Here is a 25,737-nt window from a genome sequence, read left to right as displayed (position 1 = left end):
AACTTATGATAGATATTTGTTTGTTAGGAACAGGTGGGACTGTTCCACTTCCAAATCGTTTTTTAACGAGTTTGCTTGTGAGATGGAATGGTCATGAAATACTTGTTGACTGTGGAGAAGGAACACAGATTGCATTGAATGCCAAGACATTGTCTTGTCGACATATTGATGCGATATTTTTAACACATTTTCATGCGGATCATACAGCAGGACTTCCTGGGTTGTTATTATCCATGGCAAAAGCAGATCGAACAGAACCAATTACGATCTATGGTCCAAAGGGGCTGGAAGACTTATTAAAAGGTGTTTTATTGATTGCTAGATATGTTCCGTTTGAAATTAAATTTGTGGAATATGAACAGAAAGAAAATACATACGAAATCGATGGATTAAAGATTACATCCTTTTCTGTAAGACATTCTGTTCCATGTTTCAGCTTTTCCTTTGATTATGCGCGTAGTCCTAAATTTGATCGTGAAAAAGCAGAAAGAAACAATGTTCCTATGAAAGCCTGGGGACGTCTGCAAAAAAATGATTCTGTTGAAATCGATGGCGTTATATATACTTCTGACATGGTTTTAGCAGAAGAAAGAAAAGGAATTCATTTCCTGTATACAACAGATACGCGACCTACGGAATCGATTAGAAAGTATGCACAGGATGCAGATCTGATGATTGCGGAAGGTATGTATGGTGATGAAGAAAAGAAAGAAAAAGCAAAACTGAATAAGCATATGATGATGCAGGAGAGTGCAGAAATTGCGAGAGATGCGAATGTTAAGCAATTGTGGTTTACCCATTACTCTCCAAGTATGCATGATCCATGGATCTATGAAGAAATGGTTCAACAGCTTTTGCCACAGGCAGTCATCAGCAAGGATGGGGAGAGAATCGATTTATCTTTCAGTGAGGAATAATCTATGTTTGATGTAGTGATCAATCCAGCAGCAGCTTCCGGCAGAGTGAAAAAGGTTTGGCTACGTACAATTGAGCCAATTTTTCAGGCTGCAAATGTAGACTACAATGTTCATTTTTCAACATTGGAATACAACATTCCAGAAATTATGAGAGATCTGACTTCAACACATGAAAAAAGAAACATCATTGTTGTTGGAGGGGATGGAACAATGAATCTGGCAGTGAATGGTATTGTTGATTTTGAGAATACTAGAATTGGCTATATTCCTTGCGGCAGTGCGAACGATCTAGCGAAAGGATTGCATATTTCAAAAGATTTAGAAACCTGTACAAAACAGATTCTACAAGGAAAAGTACATCGCTGTATGGATGTTGGCGAAGTTGTATATCTGAATCAAGAAAATATTTTACAGAAAGAAGAAACAAGTGAAGATGGATATGTGCATCACCGCTTCAATATTTCCAGTGGTATTGGTTTTGATGCACATATTTGTGAAGAAGCACAGATTTCTAAAGCTAAGAAAATCCTGAATAAAATATATTTAGGAAAGCTTGTATATATTATGACTGCGATTCGTATCATTGCTTCAACAAAACGAATTCCATCTACTATCGTCGCAGATGGGAAAGAATATGCATTTCCAGCGCTACTGTTTTCTGTATGTATGAATACAAAATATGAGGGTGGAGGATTCCAGTTCTGTCCACATGCTGAAAGTGATGATGGTTTATTAGATGTATGTGTTGGCAATCACTTATCTCAATTTGATTTCTTCCGTATCTTTCCGTATGCATATTATGGAAAACATCTGAAATTTAAAGGTGTAACGGAAATGAAAGCAAAGGAAATTGAGATCAAAGTAGAAAAACCAATGTGGGTACATACAGATGGAGAAGTGAATTGTCAATCAACGCATATTCAAATTCATCTTCTTAAAGAAAAATTACAAATGCTAAATTAAAAGGGATTCGCTGGAATCCCTTTTATCATGGTGTGCTCGACGGAGTTCGAATCCGCAACCTTCGGCTTCGGAGGCCAACACTCTATCCAGTTGAGCTACGAGCACAAAACCAAATATTATTTTACAGCTTGTGATAGAATATTTCCATGGATAAAAACATAGAACAAATTAAATTGATCGTTGTAGATATTGATAACACGATCCTCCCGGCAGGAAAATATGAAATTTCTGCACGTTTGAAAGAAGACTTTCATAAGGCATTAGACCAAGGTATCAAAGTGATGGTAAATACTGGAAGACACTATACATTTTTACCACCATCTTTATTTCGTGATCTTCCAATGGATCTGATTGGAACGATTAATGGTGCCTGCTTAGTAGATCATGATGGAAATACAATTGAAAAGCATCCAATGAAGAAGGAGGATATGGATGCAATTACTGATATTTGTATTAAGCATGATATTGGACTGGGTTTTAAATTTGAAGATCGTATTGTAACGTATGCAAATCATCAGAAGTTTGTTGATGGCTACATAAAAAAAGATACACCATGGGATCATACTGTGATTGATGATACAAAAGAAAGAAAACATCACTTAGAACATGGATTGCCTCTTGGTACATTTTTGATTGGAGATGAATCTATCATTGATCGTTTTTCTGCTACACTTCCAGATTTGAAGTTTGCATGGTCTTATAAAGATGGCTATGACGTATTCCTGAAAGATATTAACAAGTCTATTTCTGTCAATCGTGCATTAAAAGAATATGGTTTAACATGGGATAATGTCATTGCTTTTGGTGATGCGGGAAATGATACACCATTTATTGAACCTGCCTACATTGGTGTTGCTTTAGGAAATGCGAAGGATGATGTTCAAAAGCATGCAGATATTGTTGCACCAGCTTGTATCGATGATGGTGTTGCGGTTGTACTGGAACAATTAGGTATTGTAAAATAATGTAAATTAATTCTTGCGTGATTTGTAAAATTTACAAATGATAAATCACATTGATTGACATTTGTTTCCTTGCGTATTAATTTAATAATTGTTAAAAGTACTGACGAGAAAGGAGAGAGATTTATGAAAAACAATGTTGCTGTGTTAAATTGCTGTTGTTGTTTTAATTCAGGCTCTCGGATTTCTCATGCAGAGTTGTTTTAAACAACACATATAAACTGTTAGAGTAAATATGACCGAGAGATATATTGATCCTCGGTCTTTTTCTTATTTGTTTCAGGATCAATATATCTAGTATGTTGGTACTTGAAACGTGTAAGAAAAGAGGAATAAATGATGAAAAACATTAAAACATCCGTTACAGAACTAATTGGTCATACACCAATGATGGAGTTGACACACATTGAAAAAGAATTGGGTTTACAGGCAAAAATCATTGCAAAGCTTGAATATTTCAATGCTACTGGATCTGTAAAAGACAGAATTGCGAAAAAAATGATCGAAGATGCAGAAGAAAAAGAAATATTGAAACAAGGCTCTGTTATCATTGAACCAACTTCTGGAAATACTGGTATTGGACTTGCTTCTGTCGGTACAAGTAAAGGCTATCGCGTCATTATTGTAATGCCAGAGACAATGTCTGTTGAAAGAAGAAAACTGATGAAAGCGTATGGTGCTGAACTTGTTTTATCAGATGGATCTAAAGGAATGAAGGGCGCAATTGAAAAAGCAAATGAAATTGCGAAGGAAACAGAAGGTGCATGGATTGCTGGACAGTTTGATAATGAAGCTAACTGGAAAGCACATTATGAAACAACTGGTCCAGAAATCTATGCAGATACGGATGGAAATGTGGATTACTTTGTTGCTGGAGTTGGAACTGGCGGAACAATTACAGGTACAGGCAAATACCTGAAGGAAAAGATCAAAGATCTGAAAGTGATTGCGGTTGAACCGGATTCTTCTGCAGTATTGTCTGGTGAAAAGGCTGGCGCGCATAAGATTCAGGGAATTGGTGCAGGATTTGTTCCAAAGGTATTGGATACAGATATTTATGATGCAATTGTTCGTGTGAAAAATGAAGATGCATTTACAACAGGAAGACTGGTTGGTTACAAGGAAGGTGTACTTGTAGGAATTTCCAGTGGCGCAGCAGTGTATGCCGCAATTGAACTTGCGAAGAAAGAAGAAAACAAAGGAAAGACAATTGTTGTATTGCTTCCAGACAGTGGAGATCGATACTTGTCAACGGATTTATTTGGAGAATGAAATGAGTGGAAATCGTAATGTATTGAATCAATTGAATGAATTAAATCTGATCAAAAATGATAAACAGATATTGCCTGAAAGAAGAAGGATCATTTCTATCATCAAGCTTTCACAGGTTGTTCTGTTTCCTGATTTTTATCACTACTCTGATCTTTCACAAGAAGAAGCATATATTGAACTGGAACAGACATTACGGTATGAAATTCGAACATGTTTAGCTTTTGATCATAGAAGTACTGCACAGGTAGATGAACTGACAGATACGTTTCTTAGCTGTCTGCCTTTAATCAAGAAGAAATTATTAACAGATATTCAGGCAATCTATGATGGCGATCCAGCAGCGAAAAGCAAAGCAGAGGTGCTGTTATGCTATCCTGGTTTCTATGCGACGAATATTTATCGTATCGCACATGAATTATACCGTTTATCAATTCCATATATTCCTCGTATCATGAGTGAATATGCACATGAAAAAACAGGAATTGATATTAATCCAGGTGCAGTGATTGATGAATATTTCTGCATTGATCATGGAACTGGAATCGTCATTGGAGAAACAGCAACGATTGGTCATCACGTAAAACTGTATCAAGGTGTGACAATTGGGGCAAAAAGCTTTGATCTGGATGAAAATGGAAATCCATTAAAGTCTGGAAAACGTCATCCAGATATTGGGAATTATGTTGTGATCTATGCGAATGCTACGATTTTAGGTGGTAATACGGTCGTTGGCAGTCACAGTATTATTGGTGGGAATACATGGCTATTACATTCTGTGGAAGAAGGATCAAAAATCTATTATAGATAAGAAAAAGGACAAAATAAACTGTTCGTTCAGTATTTGACAAGGATGATTCTTTCTTGTTACAAGGCAAAAGTACAGTTTACGCTCGAAGTGGAAATTAAAAACAAGGGATGCAGATTGCATCCCTTTAGTCTTTGTGATCTTCTGGCATTTTCTGAAAGAAATGAATGATAAATGGAAGGGTAATAATAGAAGCAATGATTTCAGAAATGGATTGTGCTGTTTCTAGACCATTCAGTCCAAAGCATGCATTCAGGATAACAATACATGGAATGAGGGATAAGCCAGAGCGCAGTGCTGCTAAAAAAGAAGCAACTTTTGCTTTTCCGATGGATTGAAACAGCATATTTCCATACATTGTAATTGGCATCAATATGAGTGAAATGGAATACCAGTGTAGTGTTCTAACACCAATTTTGATGACTTCTGGATCATCTCTGAAAATAGATACGAGAGAAGAAGCATTGAAAAATGAAAATATGGATAAGATAATCATAATCAATGTTCCAAGCTTCATCGCAAAGAAGAATCCTTGCTTCACTCTAGAATAGTATTTTGCACCATAGTTAAATGCAGAAACGGGCTGGAATCCTTGTCCAATACCAATTGCGATACAGAACATGAAATTGATGATACGCGTCACAATAGAAATAGCTGCAACTGCAGCATCTCCATAAATACCAGCTGTTCCATTCAATACCATTGTTGAAACAGAGTTTAAGCCTTGACGGAATAATGAAGGCATTCCTGTAGAAATGATATCTTGATATACAATGCGTCTTGTTGAAAAATCTTTGAGATGAAAACTAGATTGTGTTCTTCCTCGTAGATAAGGAATCATTAATACAAACATAGAAATATATTGAGATATGGCAGTGGATAAGCCAGCACCTGCAATTCCCATATGAAAGATATTAATCAGGATATAGTCACCAAAGATATTCAATACGCCACCAAGTGTTAAGCCAATCATCGCAAAGAATGCTTTTCCTTCATAGCGAAGAATGTTATTCATGACACAGCTGCTAGTCATTGCTGCACCAGCAATCAGAATGTAGATACCATAGGTGCGTGCGTATGGAAGAATTGTTGATGTACTTCCTAACAGTCTCATGAATGGATCAATGAAAAGAAGTCCAAAAATCATGATTAAAACACCTATAAGAATTGAACACCAGAAAGAAGTGGATGCATATTCTTTTGCACTTTGTACGTCATGATTGCCTAGTTTTCTTGCGATATTTGCACCTGCACCATGTCCAAACATAAATCCAAATGCCTGCAAGATTGCCATGAGTCCAAAAACAATTCCTGTAGCGCCAGATGCACTTGTTCCAAGTGTTCCTACAAAGTAGGTATCTGCCATATTGTAGATGCTTGTTACAAGCATACTGATCACCGTAGGCAGACCTAGAGATAAAATGAGTTTTGACACAGGTGTCTGTGTCATTCTTTGATATTGTGAATCAATTTGTTTTGTATTTTCCATAGCATGTATTATATTCATTTTTTGAAAAAGGGAAAGAAAAAGGAATGAAATATTGTTCCATTCCTTTCAGAGATTATAATTCTTCGCCGTTTGTTTCGATCACATGTTTGTACCAGTCAAATGACTTTTTCTTGCTTCTAGACAAGTCACCTTCACCAGCATTGTTTTTGTTGACATAGATGAAACCATAACGCTTATCCATTTCACCAGTAGATGCAGAAACGATATCAATTGGTGCCCACATCTGATAGCCTAATAGATCAACACCTTCTTCATTGACAGCGTCTCTCATTGCTTCAATGTGATTTCTTAGATATGCAATACGGTAATCATCATTGATGGAACCATCTTCTTCTTTCTTGTCATATGCACCAAGACCATTTTCAACAATCATCATTGGCAAGTGGTAGCGGTCAGCCAGGTAGCTGAGGGAATAACGTAATCCAAGTGGATCAATTGGCCATCCCCAGTCAGATGTTTTAAGATATGGATTTGTTACAACATCACTTGGAGTACCATTGTCTTCCATAGCGAAGTTTCCTTCAGAGAATTCATAGTGATCATTGCCTTCATGCCATGCAGTTGCCATAGACATATAGTAAGAGAAGCCAATATAGTCAACTGTACCTTTCTTGAGATCTTCTTTTTCTTCATTGCTGAGATCAATCTGATATCCTTTTCTTTCCCAGTATTTTTCAAGATAGCCAGGGATGATACCTGTGCAGTGAACATCAGCGAACCAGTATCTTCTATGATTTGCGGAAGTGAATTCCATCATATCTCTAGGATTACATGTCGCAGGGTAGATTGGAACAAATGCAATCATGCATCCAATCATGTTTTCTGGATCGATTTCGTGACCAATCTGTACTGCTTTTGCACTGGCAACGAGTTCATTGATACCAGACTGGTACATCATAAACTGATTTTTTGGGTTGTCATCTGTTGTTAGAATTGCACCTTCCTGCAGCATATGATGTGCACATTCATTTGCACCCTGGTTATTGATTTCGTTGAATGTCATCCAGTACTTTACTTTGCCTTTATATCTTTCAAAGCATGTTTTAGCGAAAGTAACAAAGAAATCAATACATCTCTTATCCATGAAACCGTTGTATTTTTTTGCCAGATTATATGGAAGTTCAAAATGAGAGAGTGTGATGACTGGTTCAATATTATACTGATGCATTGTATCAAACATGTCATCGTAGAACTTCAAGCCTTCTTCATTTGGCACAGCATCATCTCCATTTGGATAGATTCTTGACCATGCGATAGAAGTACGGAAAGCTTTGAATCCCATTTCTGCAAATAAAGCAATATCTTCCTTGTAGTGATGATAGAAATCAATGGCTTCATGGTTAGGGTAGTTTTCTCCTTCTACGATACCATCTGTAATACGACGTGGAATACCATTTCCACCAGCAGTCATAACATCTGCAATAGATGGTCCTTTCCCACCTTCATTCCAGCCACCTTCCAGCTGGTGAGCAGCAACAGCGCCACCCCATAAGAAATCTTTACGAAATCCCATTATGTTTTTCCTCCTGAATATGCGTTCATTTTATCATTTTGAAAAGTTGTTTAAAAGAATGATGTATAATCTTTGTATGGATATTAGAAATTACATTGCAGACTACAAACCATATAATGAACAGGAAGCAAATGATCAGAAACAGATGCTGAAATGGATTGATACGGGATTGGATCTATTTACAAGAGAGAATGGAATGGCACATTTTACTTCGAGTGCATGGGTATGTGATCAAAGTCATCAGCATATCTTAATGGCATATCACAATATTTATCAGTCATACAGCTGGCTGGGAGGTCATAATGATGGTGATCAGGATTTTAAGCATGTTGCCTGTAAAGAAGTGAAAGAAGAAAGTGGTGTTGAACATGTAAAGCTGTTAAGTGATGATATTTTTTCTTTAGAAATATTAACAGTCGATGGTCATATCAAACATGGTGTATATGTACCAGGTCATCTGCATCTGAACTTAACATATGTATTTGAAGCAGACAGGAATGATCCTGTATTTGTGAAGGAAGATGAAAATAGTGCAGTGAACTGGTTTACAAAGCAGGAAGCTATTGAAAAGAGCAGTGAAGAATGGTTCCGTACACATATCTATAATAAGTTGAATGAAAAATTAGAATTACTGGATCAAAAAAAATAGCACACTGTGCTATTTTTTAAAATACATATGTTTTTAAACGGTCAAATGCTTCTTTGACTCTAGAGAGTGGTAAAGCAAGATTGATACGAATGGAATAAGGTCCATGGAATGGTCTGCCATCCTGCCAGTATACGCCATATTCCCATCCTTTATGAAGGATTGTCTCAATATCAACATTATTTTCTTTACAATATTTTTCACAGTCAATGAATAACATATATGTTCCCTGTGGCTTTGCTAATGAGACGCCTTTGAAGTTTTCTTTGATAAAATTATAGGCATAGTTGACATTGCCAGTAATAGTTTCACAAAGTTCATCAGCCCATTCATAACCTTCTTTCTTGTATGCACCAATCAAAGCATACATAGAAAGAACATTCATGGAATTATAATGTGAAAGGGAAGATTCCTTTTCAACACGGTCTCTTAGCCAGTCGTTGTAAATAATGTGGTAAGAACCAATCAGCCCTGCAAGGTTGAATGTCTTGCTTGGTGCGTACATTGCGGCTGTATGTGTTCTAGCATATGCATTGACAGATTGTGTTGGAATATGCTTGTTGCCGTCTAAGATAATATCTGACCAGATTTCATCTGAAACGATCCATACGTTATGCTTTTCAAATAATGCAACTGCTTTTTCAAGTTCTTCTTTTTCCCAGACTCTTCCACATGGGTTATATGGACTGCAGATGATCGCAACATGAATATGATTTTCTACGATCTTCTTTTCCATATCTTCATAATCCATTCTCCAGACATTATTTTCATCTAATTTCAGAGGAGATAAGACCATGTTATAACCATTATTTTCAAGTGCGTGTGTAAAACCAATATATGTTGGAGAATTTAATAAAACATTATCACCTTTAGAAGCCAGTACATTCAAAGCAGAAATAACGCCGCCTAAAACACCATTTTCATATCCAATGTGTTTTTTCTCTAAGCCTTCCACATTATTTCTTGTCTTATGCCATTGAATGATACTGTCAAAGTATTCTTCTCTTGGTTCAAAGTAACCATATGTTGGATGGTTTACTCTTTCAATGATACTTTCTGCGATTGTAGGGCATGCTGGGAAATTCATATCCGCAACCCACATAGGAATGACATCAAAGCCTTCTTTTCTTTTGACATCTTTAAATGCACCAGCCTGATTTGTAGGTAAGTCAACAGCGATTGCATCTTTTCCAGCTCTGTCTAAAATTGATTCAAAATCATACTTCATTGCTTTTCTCCTCCCAAATTTTGAATGAACATATTATAATCACTTTTTGTTCGCTACATTGTTACAAAAATCAAAAAATAAGTAATCTTTTAAAAATTTATCTGAAATATTTATTTTATTTTCATTGACTGGGTCAAAAAATGAAATTTGATAAGCAAATAATCCCATTTTTTTAAAATCTCTGGATGGTTTTCCATACATTGGATCATTCACGATTGGTAAACCATTTGAAGAAAGATGCACACGAATCTGATGTGTTCTCCCTGTTTCCAGGATACAGCGAACAAGTTCATAATTCTTTTTTTTCTCAATGATTTCAACATGTGTCAATGCATCTTTTCCATTTGAAGAAATACGATATTTATTTGATACATGTCGATCTTTTCCGATTGCCTTATGAATATCAAAGCACGCACCTGCTTTTTTATTTCCATACGTGATTGCAAGATACGCACGATGAATTTTCTTTTCTTCCATTGCCTGATCTAAATATGGCTGAAAGAAAGGAATCAATGAATATAAGACAATACCAGTCGTATCTTTATCTAAGCGATGCAGAGGTCGTACAGAAGTATGAATGTTATTGTCTTTGAAGTATCTTGCAACTTGTGCATTGAGACAATCCTGATCATTCTCTTCTCCATGAATAATATATCCTGCATCCTTATGTACTGCTAAAATAAAATCATCTTTGTATAGAACCGTACATGGTTTTTTGCCAATGACCCAGTCAATGTCATGTTTGTCTAGTAACAGTTTAATATCTTTTCCGTTAATCTTTTCATGAATATCTTTTACGACAGTGTCATTTAAATATAATTGCTTATTTAATAACAAAAGGTAACGATTCTTTTTTGATTGTTTATAGTGTTCTAGAAAATCCAATATCGTTTCAAAACAATCTGTGTTATGAAATGTTATGGATGTGTTTGTACATTCGTAATTCATATATCCATTTTAGCAAAACTAAATATGTTATGATACTGCATATGCAGACAAATAGAACATATATCGCAATTGATCTGAAATCATTCTATGCTTCTTGTGAGTGTCAGGAAAGAGGACTGGATGCTTTGAAAACAAATCTCGTTGTGGCGGATGCATCAAAAACAGACAAGACAATTTGTCTGGCGGTTTCTCCATCGCTGAAGAAATATGGCATCAGTGGCAGAGCTAGATTATTTGAAGTTAGAGCGAAAGTGAAAGAAATCAACGAAGAGCGTGCAAGAAAAATTCAGCATCAGCCATTTCTTTCTTCCAGTATGTATGATGATGAATTGAAAGATCCATATACAAAACTGGATTTTTTAATTGCACCGCCTAGAATGGCAACATATATTGCATATTCTTCAAGTATTTATGAAATCTATCTTCGCTATATCGCAAAAGATGATATTCATGTATATTCCATTGATGAAGTATTTATTGATGCAACGGATTACTTGAAAATCTATCACATGAACGCACATGATTTTGCGAGAAAATTAATTCAGGAAGTATTGAAAGAAACAGGAATTACCGCAACTGCAGGTATCGCAAGTAACCTGTATTTATGTAAATGTGCAATGGATATTGTTGCGAAACATATTCCTGCAGATAAAGATGGCGTTAGAATTGCGGAGTTGGATGAGTATTCATATCGAAAACTGTTATGGACGCATCGACCATTAACGGATTTCTGGCGTGTTGGAAAGGGCATCGCAAAACGACTGGAGAATGCAGGTATTTTAACGATGGGAGATATTGCGAGATGTTCTGCTGGTAAATATGAAGATGACTATAATGAAGATCTTCTGTATCAGATGTTTGGAATCAATGCGGAACTATTGATTGATCACGCATGGGGAATAGAAACGTGTACAATAAAGGATATCAAAGCATATCGACCATCGAACCATTCCTGCGGGATTGGACAAGTCTTATCAGAGCCATATACATATGAAAAAGGGAAAATCATTGTCAAAGAGATGTGTGAACAATTATCATTGAAACTCATTCAAAATCATGTAAATGCGGAAAGTATTACATTAACTGTTGGCTATGATATTTCTTCTATGACAACAAATTATACAGGTGAAGTTGTTACGGACTGTTATGGAAGAGAGCTTCCCAAATCAGCACATGGATCGTATCGTTTTGATGTACGTACTTCTACGACTTCTAAATTAATTATGGCATGCATGAAAATATATGAAGCAAAAGTGAATCCTTCTTTGTTGATTCGAAGAATTACTTTAAGTGCGGCAAATATTAAAAATGCATCTTTAGCACAATACCAGCAGACAAGCTTGTTTGACAGGCAGCCTGTTGAAGAAGATGAAAGTGAGAAAAAGGCGGAAGAAGCAATTTTGAAAATCAAGCAGAAGTATGGAAAAAATGCAGTACTGAAGGGAATTGATCTAACAGAAGGTGCTACGACAAAATTAAGAAATGCACAGATTGGAGGACATAAGGCATGAAGTATGTATCCAAAGATCAGAATGATCCACATCGCTATGATGATCTTTTAAACATGGAACGTCCACTTTCTCAACATAAAGCATTATCTATGGCACAGCGTGCTGCACAGTTTGCAAGTTTTGATGCGTTGGATGGGTATAAAGATACGATTCAGGAAAATGGAAGAATTACTGTAGAACAGATCGAATTATCGGATGATGAAAAACAAATCATTGATACTAAATTGCAGGCATTAAAAGAAAATATTTCTACCCACCCATATGTTACAATTACATATTTTGTACAAGATTATTTGAAAGATGGTGGCATGTATGAAACGCTTAGTGAGCGTGTAAAGAAAATTGAATTTGGTGGTGTGGAATTAGAAAGTGGAACTGTCATTGCAATCCAGGATATCATTCAGATCGATGTATGAAAAAACAGAAGATTTTTTGCTTCTGTTTTATTGATATGGCTGGTATGTCATGCGTTTTGCTTCACATGAATTCGTATCTAATGTAACGATCATGTAGCTTGGCTGTGATCCATCACGGGATTGTGTAATTGATCCAGGATTGTAGAGATGAATCCCATCAATGATTTCATCACAGTACACATGAGAGTGTCCAAAGAAAACAATATCGCAGTCGTTTCTTTTTGCACAGCGTACAATTGCATCCTTGTTTACAAAGGAAGAAGAGAATAGAACATGTCCATGTAGAATCAAGATCCTATGATTCTCTAATACAATGATTTCTCCATTTGGGTACCATGCTGGATTATCGCAGTTTCCCGCAACGACAATCATTCCTTTTGCATATTCCTTTGGTAAACAGATATCTCCACAATGAATAATGCAGTCCGCATCTTCGTAGGTAGAGCGAATATATGCCAGTGGCTGTTTTAAACCATGTGAGTCACTTAATACAATCAATTTCATAACAGAATTATTACATGGCAGCTAGAGAAAAGCCAATAAAAAATGCCATTCAGTGAATGACATTTGTGATTCATGGAAGGATATTTCCTGCACTAGTATAGATTTGATACCATTCTTCCTTTGTAAGATCGATATCCATTGCTTTTGCGGCAGAGAGAATTCTTTCTGGTTTTGTTGTACCTGTAATTACCTGTGTGGAACATGGAATCTTTAATAGCCATGCATGGGCAATTGTGTCTTTTTCTACATGATATTTAGATGCAACTGCATCTAATGTGTCGTTTAATTCTTTGTACTCTGGATCATTTAAGAATACACCTTCAAAATATCCTTTTTGTAGTGGTGACCAGCATTGTAGAGAAATGCCATTCTCCATCATGTAAGGAAGTACACCGCCATCATGATCTACGCTCCATGTATCATGCATATCGACATGTAATAATGCATCAATGATTGGTGTATGTGCACAAGATACCTGCAATTGATTTGTGATGAGTTTCTGATGAATATATTTGGATAAATACGACATGTGTCCACTTGACATATTCGATACCCCAAATGCGAGTACTTTACCAGACTGATAGAGTTCATCAAATGCTTCCTGTACTTCATTTACATCCATCAATATATCAGGGCGATGTAATAGAAGGGAGTCTAAGTGATCTGTATGGAGTCTAGATAGAATACCATCGACAGAAGACAAGATATGCTCTTTGCTGAAATCAAAGAAGCCTTTACGAATACCACATTTCGACTGGATAAACATCTTTTCTCTTTCAGATGGTGAATTGTGTAAGAATGTTCCTAATACTTCTTCACTTTTTCCACCACCATAGATATCTGCTTCATCAAAGAAATTGATGGATGCATCTAATGCAGTATGAATGAATGTATCTGCTTCCTTTTCATTCATGGATGCAATACGCATGCATCCAATGCCGATTGTAGATACGGGTTTTAAGTTTTCTTGTAAAATAACCTGTTTCATATTTATTTACTTATCCTTTTTATAGTTATCTCTTTCTAAAACAGTAATGGATTCAATATGAGGTGTATGTGGGAATAAATCATATGGCAAGATTGTTGTGACATGATAATTGTGCTTTAAAACCTTGAGGTTTTTTGCCAGTGTTGATGGATTACATGAAATGTAGATGATCTTTTTAGGCAGTGCCTGTGCAATTGCATCCAGCATCTTATCATCCATGCCACTTCTAGGTGGATCTACAAGCAATACATCAACTTCTCTTTCTTTCGCAATCTTCTTTAAACCTTCAGCCGCATCATCACAGATAAACTGTGCATTTTCAATGCCGTTCTTTTTTGCATTTTCATTTGCATTTGCAACGGCAGAAGGGATGGATTCAATACCAATAATGTGTTTTGCTTTCTTATGTGCAAGTAAACTCATTGCACCAACTCCACAATATGCTTCTACAAGAGTATTACATTTATCAATCTTGCTGACGGCCATTTTGTACATTTCCTGTGCCTGCACAACATTCAGCTGGAAGAATGATTCTGGCGCTAAAGATAATGTAATATCCCCGATTTTCACTGGCATTGCATCTTCACCAGCGAGCTTATGTACCGCACTTCCAAAGATTGCGACTGCTTTTTTATCTGTATTGATTGACTGGAATACACCTGTCATACCATCTATTGACATGATTTCTTCTACAAGTTCTTTGTGTACTTTATCTTTTCCTGTAACAAGTGTACATTGCATTTTACCATCAATGACACGTAATACCAGGTAGCGTAACCCTTTTTCTTTTCGATCATCATATGCTTTTAAATAGGAACGGTCTACCATTTTCATGATCTTGATTCTAGCGTTTTCTAATTCTTCTGATTGAATTCTGGATCTTTTAACTGGGTGGAAATGGTTTGTGCCTGGTACATACATACCTGTTACCATATGCCCTCTAGAATCCTGTACAGGTAACTTACATTGTGTACGATAGCCATAAATGAGTGGTGATGGGTGAAAGTCTCTGACAAAGTGACTTTTGACATTTCCATATTTCAATAAAGCTTCTTCCAGGATCTGTTTTTTATATTTGAGCTGTGCCTCGTATTGAAGAATATATAAAGGGCATCCTTCTTCAATATAGTATTCATAGTCTGTACGGATTCTTTCTTTAGATACCCATAGCAGTTTTTTGAGCGTACCTTTTGCGTATGTATTTTTCTTTTCTGTAATTTCTACTTCAGCTTCTTCATAAGGAAGAACACCTTCAACAAAGACAGGTTTATGATCAACGTATCCAATGCCTTCTCCATTGATTCCCATTTTTCTGATTTTTAGTTTCATACAAATAATCCTTTCTAATATAGCAGTGCTAAATGATTGTCATTGACAAATGATTCTAGTGAATAGATCACATAAAAATCTGTGTTTTTATCTAAAAGAGATGAAGTTGACTGACTATAGTAACGTAAATCAACTACCTGGATTTCACGATATTCACTCGCAAGATATGGGAGTAATATATGTGCATATGAATCCTTGACAATCACTGCTTTCTTTTTTGTCTTTACATTTGTTTTAATATCTACCAAAGCATGATTTCCATCTAAATAGTATGTATACTGATCTTTCTTTTGAAGATTGTCTTCTTCAAAAAGAGAATCTTTCATGACTGTATTATCATATGTTACTTTGACTTGAAATGGAATATCACATTCCATCTTATTGATTTTATCAGCTTCATTCCAGAATACACCTGATTTTGTCACCATTGTTCCTTGAAAAGAGTCAGATACTTTCTGGAAATGAAATGTATTCGGCTTTTTGTTTAATACATCTTTACAGATTGCTTCATATCCAAGCAAAGCTCCATTTTCATTCCAGTGGTGATCTGTTTTGTAATAGGTATTTTTTGTATCATGAATCGTATCCGTGATATCAATGATTGTCTGATCTTGCAGATCTTGCTGGATGGATTGAATCATTTCTTTTTCATCCATATTGACTGCACCTTTTGGAAGCAGCTGTTCCTCTCCATAGCATGCATCAGGAATCAGTAGAATATTTGCTTTGATATTGTTATTTTCTGTGAATTGCTGAATATAGGAAATGTTATTCTGGATCGTTGTTTTATCATAGTCTAATTCTTGTTTGATGAGATGATTATCTTCTCCAAAATAGACATTGTTATTTTCAATGGCACCACAAGCTTTTTTGACAGCTGCTTTTGTCATGATCCATGCATCTCGAAATGGAAAATGATCACTCAGCCAGTTTTCAAACTGCTGATCAAAGTTTCCCTGAACAATATTTGAAAATGTAAGAGATGGGAAAGAAGAAAGAGAACGATTTTCATTGATAGAAAAATCAACTTTCTCATGGAGGCAATTCGCAATTGTGAGTGAAAAAAGTAATGTGAGAAATAATATTGTTGTTATATAGGAAGTAAACTTCTTTTTCATAAAAAACCTCCTAGAATCTAAAGTACAGGAATGGATTATACGTTCCATTGATAATGAATGCAGTTGAGAGAATCATAAGTATCATCAATACAACAGGATAGATCCAGTGAAGCTTTTTGAAAACATTCCATTTTGTTTTCGCAACTGGAGTACATGCGATGAAACAGATCATGAATAAGAATGCATTGTTACGAATATAGTAGAACGTAACAGCATTATAGAAAGCAGGGCAGTTTCCAAATAACATGGAGATTGAATGAATGGCTTGTGAAATATCCGTATGTGAGAATAGTACCCACGCGAGCATGACAACAATCATTGTATATAGGTGTGCAAATACTTTTGGAATTTTGGCAAGGATCTTAGAAAGAAATGTTTTTTCGATCCATAGTACAATTCCATAGAATGCACCCCACAATACAAAGTTCCAGCTGGCACCATGCCATAAGCCACAAAGCAGCCATACAACAAATAGATTCAGACATTGTTGTTTGTATCCTTTTCGATTTCCTCCAAGTGGAATATAGACATAGTCTTTAAACCAGGAGGATAGTGAAATATGCCATCTCCGCCAGAATTCTGTAATGGATTTAGAAATGTATGGATAATTAAAGTTTTCAAGAAAATGAAATCCAAACATCTCTCCTAAGCCAATTGCCATATCTGAATATCCAGAAAAATCAAAATAGATTTGAAATGTATAACAGAGAATTCCAATCCAGCTTGTGCAGACAGAAGTCTCTGAAAAGTGTAATGCTTCAATAGATTCGTAGATTTCTCCGCATGTGTTTGCGAGCATGACTTTTTTGCTTAAACCGATGACAAATCGTTGAATGCCATAGGAAAAACGATCGAGTGTATATTTTCTCTGTGTGAGTTGAGAGGCAATATCTTTATAGCGAACGATTGGACCTGCAATCAGCTGAGGGAACATCGTTACATATGTTCCAAAGTTGATGAGACTTTTCTGTGGTGTGATTGTATTTGTGTATAGGTCAATTGGATAGCTCATTGCCTGGAAAGTGTAGAAAGAAATACCAATTGGCAATGCAATAGATACGGCAGGCAAGATATAGATGCCAGATGATTGCAGCGTATTGTTTACAAATGTGTAATACTTAAAGAAAAATAAAATGGAAAGGTTACAGATGATACATAGTATAAGGAGTGTTTTTGCTTTGTTTTGATATGTTTTGATCCAGTGACCAAACATATAATTCATAACGATAGAAAATAGCATGATGCATATGTACAGTGGATTGCTCCATCCATAGAAAATCAAAGAAACAATGAATAAAACAACATTTCTGCATTGTAGTGGAAAAATATAGTAAATGAATAAAACGATTGGTAAATATGCATACAAAAATGTCAGACTGCTAAAAACCATTTTAAAACTCCTGTCTGTATAAAGTATACCATTTGTCAATTCATGAAAACAATTTCATAAATTGTTGAGAACAAATGTAAATTGCGATTACGTTTTAGTGAAATTGTCTATAATTTCTCGAATAATCATTGAAACTTCATATTAAAAAAAAGTAAAATATAGATAACGTGAAGCAAGTCTTTGCGAAGGAGGAAAAGAATAATGAAGAAATTATTCAAACTGGTCCTTTCTGGTCTTATGGCAACAAGCTTAGTTGCTTGTTCTTCTGGTAAAGACACAGACGGATCAAACAAAACAACATCAGCAACATCTGATATTTCTGTTGCGATGATTACTGACTCTGGTGAAATTACAGATAAATCATTCAACCAGACAACTTACGAAGCTTCTAAGGCATGGAGCGAAAAGAACGGTGCTGATTTCAAGTACTACAAGCCATCTGCTGACACAACAGATGCTCGTGTACAGGCTATCGAAACAGCAATTGCTGAAGGACATAACGTAGTTGTTATGCCTGGTTACTTATTTGCTGGTTCTGTAGTAGCATGTGCTAAGGAATATCCTGATGTTAAGTTTGTAGCTCTTGACGTTGCTGAAGGCGACTTACTTGAAGCAGGTGTTACAGCTGCAGGTGAAAAGTATGACTACAACCCATCTAACTGGGATTTTGAAAAGTATGTAAATATTGATAATGTATACTGTGCTATTTACCAGGAAGAATTAGCTGGTTATATGGCAGGTTATGCTGCAGTTAAGCTTGGTTATAAAAAGCTTGGTTTCTTAGGTGGTATGGCTGTTCCAGCTGTTATGCGTTATGGTTACGGCTATGTTCAGGGTGCTGACGCTGCTGCTAAGGAACTTGGTGAAAAAGACGTTGAAATCAAGTATGTATACGGTGGTAAGTTCTCTGAAGATCCAGCTATCAAGGCTACAATGGATACATGGTTCGCAAATGGTACAGAAGTAGTATTCGGTTGTGGTGGACGTGTTTATATCTCTGCTGCTGAGGCTGCCAAGGCTGCTAATGGCAAGATGATTGGTGTTGACGTTGACCAGAGCGCTTCTATCGATGCTGACTATGGTGATGGTATGACAGTTACTTCTGCAATGAAGGGTCTGGCTGTTACTGTTGAAAATGCTCTTGATGAAATCAAGGATGGCAACTGGGATAAATTAGCTGGTAAGATCGATACATTAGGTCTTGTTTCTGGTGATGATCCAACAGCTAACTATGTACAGATTCCTGAAGAAACAACACAGTTTGAAGACGGTAAGTTCACTGTTGAAGACTACAAGGCATTAGTTAAGGATATGTTTGATGGAAAGATCAAGGTTTCTAACGATACATCAGCTCCAGAACCAACAGCTGAAAACGTTAAGATTGACTTCCAGGGAACAATTCTTGCATAAGTCAATATAGATAATTTGTCGAAAAGAAGGATGGAAATGCTTTATTCCATCCTTCTTTTTTAATATAATTAATATTAGAAGAATCAAGGAAGGAGACCATCATGTCTAGCGAAAATTACGCAATTGAAATGTTACACATTACAAAGCGTTTTCCAGGTATCATGGCAAATGATGATATCACTTTACAATTAAAAAAAGGTGAAATTCATGCTCTGCTTGGAGAAAATGGTGCTGGTAAGTCAACTTTGATGTCAGTTTTATTTGGACTGTATCAAGCTGAAGAAGGTGTAATTAAAAAGGATGGCAAAGAAGTTAAAATCAATGACCCTAACGATGCCAATGCATTAGGTATCGGAATGGTTCATCAGCATTTTAAATTAGTTCAATGTTTTCCAGTATTGGATAATATCATTTTAGGTGTTGAAGATACAAAAAATGGAATCTTGCAGAAGCAGGAAGCAAGAAAGAAAGTTATGGATCTATCTGAAAGATATGGATTACAGATTGATCCAGATGCAAAAATTTCAGATATTACAGTTGGTATGCAGCAAAGAACAGAAATTCTAAAGATGTTGTATCGAGACAATGAAATTCTGATTTTTGATGAACCTACTGCGGTATTAACACCACAGGAAATTGAAGAATTGATGCAGATCATGAAGCATCTTGCAAGTGAAGGAAAATCAATTCTGTTTATTTCACATAAGCTGAATGAAATTATGGAAGTAGCGGATCGTGTTACTGTACTTAGAAAAGGTAAATGCATTGGTACAGTAAATGTTAAAGAAACAAGTGAAGCAGAACTTTCTAGAATGATGGTTGGTAGAGATGTACAGCTTGTTGTTGAAAAAGATGAAGCACATCCTTCACAGACTGTTCTACAGGTTGAAAACCTGACAATGTCTAGTAAACGCCATTCCAATAACGCAGTAAAGAATGTTTCTTTTGATGTCAAAGCAGGAGAAATCGTTTGTATTGCGGGAATTGAAGGAAATGGACAGACAGAACTTGTCTATGGTATTACAGGACTAGAACCAGTCACAAGTGGCAAGATTACATTGAGTGGAGAAGATATTACAAATCAATCTATTCGTCAAAGATCTTTAAAAATGTCTCATATTCCAGAAGATCGTCATAAACATGGTCTTGTACTGGATTATCCACTGGATTACAACATTGTTCTGCAGAGATACTGGCAACCTCAATTTGTGAATAAAGCTGGTATTTTAAAGAAAGATGAAATCCGTAAATATGCGAATACATTGATTGATAAATTTGATGTACGTAGTGGTCAAGGTGCTTCTACAGTTGCACGTTCTATGTCTGGTGGCAACCAGCAGAAAGCAATTATTGCACGTGAGCTTGATAAAGATCATGATTTGCTTGTTGCGGTACAGCCTACAAGAGGTCTTGACGTTGGTGCAATCGAATTTATCCATAAACAGTTGATTGCGGATAGAGACAATGGAAAAGCAATTCTATTGATTTCTCTTGAACTGGAAGAAGTTATGAATCTTTCTGATCGTATCTTAGTTATGTATGAAGGTGAAATCGTTGGTGAATTAGACCCTAAGAAGACAACGGTTGAAGAACTTGGTTTATATATGGCTGGTGCGAAAAGAAATGTGCAGAAAGGAGCAGAATGATGAAAGAGAAGAAAAGTTTTCTTGATAGACCATCTGTACAGGCTGTTCTAGCTGCATTGATCTGTATCGTACTTGGTGTATTGATTGGTTTTATTGTATTGCTGTTGATCAATCCTTCTGAGGCATTTAAAGGTATCTGTTCTATCTTAAAGAATTACTTTAACTACCCAATGGGAAAGATCTGTGTGAAATATTTTGGAAGTACACTTGTTAAGACTTCTCCACTGATTCTTTGTGCATTGAGCGTATGCTTCTGTTACAAAGTTGGCTTATTTAATATCGGTGCTGCTGGTCAATATGCACTTGGTGCTGGTGTTGCTTTATTCTGTGGATTGAGTTTGAAGCTTCCTTGGTTTTTATGTGTTGTATTGAGTGCTGCTGCTGGTGCATTGAGTGGTGTACTCATTGGGGTATTAAAAGCATTTAGAAATGTAAATGAAGTTATCTCTGGCATCATGCTGAACTGGATTTCATTATATTGTGTCAACATGTTGTTAGCTGGTGTAAAAGAGCCAACAAGTCCTTACACATTAAAGCTGCAGGGACATGGAAACGCTGCAATCCTGCCAAGTCTTGGATTGGATAAGCTGTTCAGCAATGACAAGGTGACAATTGCAATTCCACTTTCCATTATTATCGCAATTCTAGTCTGGTTTGTTTTAAATAAAACAGAGTTTGGATATGAACTTGTCGCAACAGGTTACAATAAAGATGCTGCTAAATATGCAGGTATGAAAGAAAAGAAAAACATCATCGTTACGTTGGCAATCGGTGGTGCACTTGCCGCAATTGGTGCTTCCTTCTTCTATCTTTCTGGTATTGCAGAATGGGAAGTTGGACAGACATCTGTTCCAGCAATGGGATTCAATGGTATTGCCGCAACGTTCCTGGGAGGATTAAATCCAATTGGAACAATCTTCTCCTCATACTTTATTCAGCATATTACAGATGGTGCTGTCTTCCTTGATAAAACAGCATTCCCATCTCAGATTCCTGATTTGATTACCGCAATTATTATTTACCTTTGCGGATTCATGGGATTCATTCGAACACTCTTACATAGTAAGAAGAAAGGAGATAACAGATAATGGTATTGTTACTTCAATATATGCTTCTGTTTGCTTCCGTTCTTGCATTGGTTGCTTTAGGAGGATGCTTCTCAGAACATTCCGGTATTATTAATCTTGGTCTTGAAGGAATCATGGTCGTTGGTGCACTTGGCGGAGCACTTGTACTGAAATACATGCCAGTTGATGTACCTAGCTTTATCACTGTCATCGTTACATTGGTTGGTGCCATTGCATTTGGCATGTTATATTCTGCATTGCTTGGTGTAGCCGCAATTCATTTCAATGCTGATCAGACATTGATTGGTACTGCAATGAACATGTTAGCAACAGCAGTATCTGCAGTTATTGTAAAAGCAATTAACTTATCTGTAGATTCCAGTGATGTTTCTTCTGTTGTTTACTACATTGATAACCGTCCAGATTTAACAGTTCAGATTGGTGGATTTGAATTTAACTGGTTTATGCTTGTTGCAGTAGTTGCAGTGATTGCCGCATATGTCGTTCTTTACAAGACTAGATTTGGTCTAAGACTAATGGCATGTGGTGAAAATCCACAGGCTGCTAACTCTGTAGGTATCGACGTATTCAAGATGCGCTGGGCTGGTGTATTGATTTCTGGTATGCTTGGCGGGCTAGGCGGTATTGCTTATATTACTGCTGGTTCTAGCTGGACATTTGAAAATGGTGTTGCAGGATATGGCTTCTTAGCATTGGCTGTTATGATCTTTGGTCAATGGAAACCACATAGAATTGCATTGGCTGCATTGTTATTCGGATTCTTCAGATCCTTAGGTTCTGTATATTCTGGTATTCCACTGCTTGCTTCTATGAATATTCCATCGACTGTATATAACTTATTGCCATATATCATTTCTTTGATTGTATTAGCATTCTCATCAAAGAATTCAATGGCACCAAAGGCAGAAGGAATTCCATACGACAAATCTACGCGTTAACATTAGAATGGCATTTTGCCATTCTTTTTTTTATAATGGATGCGAAATAGGGGAAAGAAATATGATTGTTCCAATTGATAAAAAACTGTCTGCTGAAAAAATATCTGAAATTGCAAAAGACATTGCAGATGCATTTTTTGATTATGAATATTCCGAAGGTGAAATCGGTATGAAAGGATTCTTTCTGACAAGAGAATCAATGTATATCTTTATGCGTGCTGTATTTGAAGCTGCAGTGAGAAGTGGATGTGCGTATATGAGTGAAGGGGGAGAGTCATATCTTATCATGACGGATTCTGAAGGACATCGTATTACATTAATTCATGTGATTAAAGAAATGCTTGCGGAAACAGAAGCATTGGGTGGCTTTCAGAAAGTATTGGATTATTCACGAATTTCATCTAATGATGGTGGTACGATTTCTCAAGAAATCATGAAAAGAAATGCACGCTATGTTTCTGTAGATATTCTTGTTGTATTAAAACAATATCAGCACAAGGGATTTATGAGAGAAATGATGGAATTTGTATACGCCCACGCACAGCAGTATGGCATTATGGTTGCATTAGAAACCGATGATATTTTAAAAGCAAAGAAGTATGAACATTTAGGAATGATCCTGTATCGAACACGAAATTGTGGGCATGGATACCACGTTTATGACATGATTCGCTAAAAAAGAGTTTATGTGAAATTATCAATGCTGGTAAGTTAAGCAGTTTGACAAATCAACAAAAATTTGAAGTTCTACAATAAACTGTAGGACTTCTTTTTTTTTCTTCTTTTTTTGTTGAAAAGGGCTTGACAGTTTTAGAAAATCCGAGCCGCTCCGCGGCCGTTGTTTAAGTATGAGACATCGGAGGTACTCATACTTATGAAATATGTTTTCTTTTCAATCGATTCTGAATATAGAAACCTGAATCTATCTTCTCAATGTTTATTTGTTTTGTGTCTTTATTTTCAGATATTAATTTCTTTTACTTTCCTTCCTGTACGGCCGCTTTTTCTCAGAGGAATTTCTTATGCTGGATAATATTGAACTTGTCGTGGATAATTATGCCAAGGAAGGAATTCTGTTTTACCATGACCTGATCTCCTGCTTTAATGGCAGCTCCTTCTCCAGGATCCGCAAATTATCAACTCTGGATATTCTTTTCCAGATGATCAACAGACATGGCAGAACTCAATGGGCAGAGGTTCAGGAACTCTGCGAGCACAAAGATATGACTATTACTGATAAAGGTTTTTTCATGGCAAGAAGTAAATTCAATCCCGAAGCCGTTCATGTCATGGCGGATGAATTCATTGCCAATATGTACGACAACTACAACGACAGTATGCAGAAATGGAAAGATCTGCTTGTTCTTTCTGTTGACGGTTCCAAGATTACCGTTCCAGATACTGCTGAAAATAAAGAAGTTTTTGGTACACAAACTTCCTCTGTTACTGAGAACCAGCCTGCCATGGCTCTTACATCCACTCTCCATGATTCCATCAACCATTTGAAACTTGACCTGCAGGTGGACCGCATCACACAGAGTGAAAGGATCCTGGCTTTAAAGCACATTGATCATTACTGTGAAAACTATTCAGACAGGGCTGTGTTTGTCTTTGACAGAGGATATTTATCCATGTATCTCATTGACTCTCTGGTTGAAAAAGAACAGTATTTTCTGTTCCGGACAAGATCAGGTGACTATACAAAATATTTCAGTCAGGTTGAGACCGGAATGTCAAAGACATTTGATGTGTCGATGGACAGAAGTGAGACAAACCACTACCGGCAGGATCGTCATTTTCGAAATCATCTTCTGAATACGACATACAGACTTCGATTTGCTAAAGTGGTAATCGGAAAGAATGAAGATGGAAGCGACAGTGTTGAATTTCTAATTACTAATCTTCCAGAGGAAGTGGCAACAGAAAAAGAGCTGAAAGATCTATACTGGCTGCGATGGAACGTCGAGACATCCTACAATCAGCTGAAAAATCGAATGAAGATGGAAGAATTCAGTAGCTACAAGCCTGAATTTATCCTTCAGGATCTGTATGCAGACATGTGGATGTATAATATCGTTTCCCTGAAAATCATGGAAGCAAACGAAAAGAAGCATCTCACACAGAATGAAGATGGTGAATATGTGATCAAACGCAATTTCAATAAAACACTGGGAACAATGAGAAGATACTTTCTGAAAGTGCTGATGTGTGAAGATGAAGTGGAACGGCAGAAACTGCAGGAAAAGATATGGATGAATATCAACGGGGCAATATGCTGGGTAAAAAAAGGAGAACGTCAGTTCTCACGAAAGCAGTCGGTTAACAAATCATCCATATCCTACAGGAAGAGTTATTAAATCTGTAAATATTAAAATATGAAAAATGATGTTTTTAATGCGCCTGTTTTTCTGGAAACAATCAAGCAAAAAATCGAGAAAGACCACAACTTGTTCGTTGTCATGTCCATTCTCGATTTTTTTATTTTGTCAAACTGCTTAACTTACCAGCATTGGTGAAATTATTAACGCTGAACTGAAAAGTTAAATTCCACTTTCGTATACACAGAATAGAATTTACTATTTCACCAACTTCCAGTTGATTTTACTCTTTCAGAATGTTTTATTTTTCTCAGCTG

At 36.4% G+C, this 25,737-nt stretch carries 23 protein-coding genes and 1 tRNA gene; 14 read left to right on the top strand and 10 right to left on the bottom strand.

What is annotated here, in order from left to right; all coding sequences use genetic code 11:
- Positions 1-5: 5 nt before the first annotated feature.
- Entirely contained in the window at positions 6-917 is a 912-nt protein-coding gene (locus ACTND6_RS04255) for a ribonuclease Z (protein WP_441022243.1), read from the top strand.
- 3 nt (positions 918-920) lie between these two features.
- Positions 921-1,880: a diacylglycerol/lipid kinase family protein gene (locus ACTND6_RS04250; protein WP_441022241.1), complete on the top strand. Its 960-nt coding sequence runs from the start codon at positions 921-923 to the stop codon at positions 1,878-1,880.
- Between the two features lie 28 nt (positions 1,881-1,908).
- On the opposite strand, the gene ACTND6_RS04245 is transcribed toward ACTND6_RS04250, so the two are convergent.
- Positions 1,909-1,985 (bottom strand) — tRNA-Arg (locus tag ACTND6_RS04245).
- 41 nt (positions 1,986-2,026) lie between these two features.
- On the opposite strand from ACTND6_RS04245, the gene ACTND6_RS04240 reads away from it, so the two are divergent.
- The 3 genes from ACTND6_RS04240 to ACTND6_RS04230 all read left to right on the top strand — a co-directional run bounded on the left by ACTND6_RS04240 (position 2,027) and on the right by ACTND6_RS04230 (position 4,922).
- Complete coding sequence (locus tag ACTND6_RS04240; protein WP_320078934.1) at positions 2,027-2,845, top strand: HAD-IIB family hydrolase; 819 nt, start codon at positions 2,027-2,029, stop codon at positions 2,843-2,845.
- A 336-nt stretch (positions 2,846-3,181) separates the two neighbouring features.
- The gene (gene cysK, locus ACTND6_RS04235; protein ID WP_441022239.1) at positions 3,182-4,114 is read left to right on the top strand and encodes a cysteine synthase A; all 933 of its coding nucleotides are present in this window, start codon (positions 3,182-3,184) and stop codon (positions 4,112-4,114) included.
- Between the two features lies 1 nt (position 4,115).
- Positions 4,116-4,922, top strand: a complete 807-nt coding sequence (locus ACTND6_RS04230) for a serine O-acetyltransferase (RefSeq protein ID WP_441022237.1) — start codon at positions 4,116-4,118, stop codon at positions 4,920-4,922.
- Between the two features lie 124 nt (positions 4,923-5,046).
- On the opposite strand, the gene ACTND6_RS04225 is transcribed toward ACTND6_RS04230, so the two are convergent.
- Positions 5,047-6,408, bottom strand: coding sequence for an MATE family efflux transporter (locus ACTND6_RS04225; RefSeq protein WP_441022236.1), 1,362 nt, complete (start codon positions 6,406-6,408; stop codon positions 5,047-5,049).
- Positions 6,409-6,481: 73 nt separating this feature from the next.
- Positions 6,482-7,942 carry a 6-phospho-beta-glucosidase gene (locus tag ACTND6_RS04220; protein WP_178176752.1) on the bottom strand — a complete coding sequence of 487 codons (1,461 nt, stop codon included), beginning with the start codon at positions 7,940-7,942 and terminating at the stop codon, positions 6,482-6,484.
- Between the two features lie 76 nt (positions 7,943-8,018).
- Between ACTND6_RS04220 and ACTND6_RS04215 the strand changes: the two genes are divergently transcribed.
- Positions 8,019-8,591, top strand: a complete 573-nt coding sequence (locus ACTND6_RS04215; RefSeq protein WP_441022233.1) for an NUDIX hydrolase — start codon at positions 8,019-8,021, stop codon at positions 8,589-8,591.
- Between the two features lie 16 nt (positions 8,592-8,607).
- On the opposite strand, the gene ACTND6_RS04210 is transcribed toward ACTND6_RS04215, so the two are convergent.
- Positions 8,608-9,816: a MalY/PatB family protein gene (locus ACTND6_RS04210; RefSeq protein ID WP_441022231.1), complete on the bottom strand. Its 1,209-nt coding sequence runs from the start codon at positions 9,814-9,816 to the stop codon at positions 8,608-8,610.
- Positions 9,817-9,855: 39 nt separating this feature from the next.
- Positions 9,856-10,764 (bottom strand): RluA family pseudouridine synthase, encoded by a 909-nt coding sequence (locus ACTND6_RS04205; protein WP_441022229.1) that lies wholly within the window; start codon positions 10,762-10,764, stop codon positions 9,856-9,858.
- A 41-nt stretch (positions 10,765-10,805) separates the two neighbouring features.
- Here ACTND6_RS04205 and ACTND6_RS04200 point away from each other — a divergent pair, with 41 nt between their 5' ends.
- Both ACTND6_RS04200 and ACTND6_RS04195 read left to right on the top strand, forming a co-directional pair.
- Positions 10,806-12,275, top strand: coding sequence for a Y-family DNA polymerase (locus ACTND6_RS04200; RefSeq protein ID WP_441022227.1), 1,470 nt, complete (start codon positions 10,806-10,808; stop codon positions 12,273-12,275).
- Positions 12,272-12,691 carry a hypothetical protein gene (locus ACTND6_RS04195; protein WP_178176747.1) on the top strand — a complete coding sequence of 140 codons (420 nt, stop codon included), beginning with the start codon at positions 12,272-12,274 and terminating at the stop codon, positions 12,689-12,691. The genes ACTND6_RS04200 and ACTND6_RS04195 overlap by 4 nt, the downstream gene beginning before the upstream one ends.
- 27 nt (positions 12,692-12,718) lie before the next feature.
- Here ACTND6_RS04195 and ACTND6_RS04190 read toward each other — a convergent pair whose 3' ends face one another.
- The 5 genes from ACTND6_RS04190 to ACTND6_RS04170 form a co-directional block, all read right to left on the bottom strand.
- Complete coding sequence (locus ACTND6_RS04190; RefSeq protein ID WP_441022225.1) at positions 12,719-13,195, bottom strand: metallophosphoesterase family protein; 477 nt, start codon at positions 13,193-13,195, stop codon at positions 12,719-12,721.
- Positions 13,196-13,265: 70 nt separating this feature from the next.
- A complete protein-coding gene (locus ACTND6_RS04185; RefSeq protein WP_441022223.1) occupies positions 13,266-14,183 on the bottom strand; it encodes an aldo/keto reductase in 918 nt (305 codons plus the stop codon).
- Between the two features lie 6 nt (positions 14,184-14,189).
- Positions 14,190-15,512, bottom strand: a complete 1,323-nt coding sequence (rlmD, locus tag ACTND6_RS04180) for a 23S rRNA (uracil(1939)-C(5))-methyltransferase RlmD (protein WP_441022221.1) — start codon at positions 15,510-15,512, stop codon at positions 14,190-14,192.
- Positions 15,513-15,526: 14 nt separating this feature from the next.
- On the bottom strand, positions 15,527-16,630 hold the full coding sequence (locus tag ACTND6_RS04175) for a DHHW family protein (protein ID WP_178176743.1): 1,104 nt from the start codon (positions 16,628-16,630) through the stop codon (positions 15,527-15,529).
- Positions 16,631-16,640: 10 nt separating this feature from the next.
- Positions 16,641-18,020, bottom strand: coding sequence for an MBOAT family O-acyltransferase (locus tag ACTND6_RS04170; protein ID WP_441022219.1), 1,380 nt, complete (start codon positions 18,018-18,020; stop codon positions 16,641-16,643).
- Positions 18,021-18,221: 201 nt separating this feature from the next.
- On the opposite strand from ACTND6_RS04170, the gene ACTND6_RS04165 reads away from it, so the two are divergent.
- The 6 genes from ACTND6_RS04165 (at position 18,222) to ACTND6_RS04140 (ending at position 25,459) form a co-directional block, all read left to right on the top strand.
- Positions 18,222-19,430, top strand: coding sequence for a BMP family ABC transporter substrate-binding protein (locus ACTND6_RS04165; RefSeq protein WP_178176741.1), 1,209 nt, complete (start codon positions 18,222-18,224; stop codon positions 19,428-19,430).
- A 101-nt stretch (positions 19,431-19,531) separates the two neighbouring features.
- A complete protein-coding gene (locus ACTND6_RS04160; RefSeq protein WP_441022217.1) occupies positions 19,532-21,076 on the top strand; it encodes an ABC transporter ATP-binding protein in 1,545 nt (514 codons plus the stop codon).
- Positions 21,076-22,164 carry an ABC transporter permease gene (locus ACTND6_RS04155; RefSeq protein ID WP_441022215.1) on the top strand — a complete coding sequence of 363 codons (1,089 nt, stop codon included), beginning with the start codon at positions 21,076-21,078 and terminating at the stop codon, positions 22,162-22,164. Before ACTND6_RS04160 ends, ACTND6_RS04155 begins: the two co-directional genes overlap by 1 nt.
- On the top strand, positions 22,164-23,102 hold the full coding sequence (locus ACTND6_RS04150; RefSeq protein ID WP_178176738.1) for an ABC transporter permease: 939 nt from the start codon (positions 22,164-22,166) through the stop codon (positions 23,100-23,102). Before ACTND6_RS04155 ends, ACTND6_RS04150 begins: the two co-directional genes overlap by 1 nt.
- Before the next feature lie 61 nt (positions 23,103-23,163).
- Complete coding sequence (locus ACTND6_RS04145; RefSeq protein ID WP_441022213.1) at positions 23,164-23,778, top strand: hypothetical protein; 615 nt, start codon at positions 23,164-23,166, stop codon at positions 23,776-23,778.
- A gap of 346 nt (positions 23,779-24,124) precedes the next feature.
- Positions 24,125-25,459, top strand: coding sequence for an IS4 family transposase (locus tag ACTND6_RS04140; protein WP_441022211.1), 1,335 nt, complete (start codon positions 24,125-24,127; stop codon positions 25,457-25,459).
- Positions 25,460-25,737 lie beyond the last annotated feature (278 nt).

This window comes from Bulleidia sp. HCP3S3_C9 (assembly GCF_052064035.1).
Lineage (GTDB): Bacteria > Bacillota_I > Bacilli_A > Erysipelotrichales > Erysipelotrichaceae > Bulleidia.
Note: the sequence above shows the minus strand (reverse complement) of the source record. Positions and strands in the feature narration are given on the sequence as shown.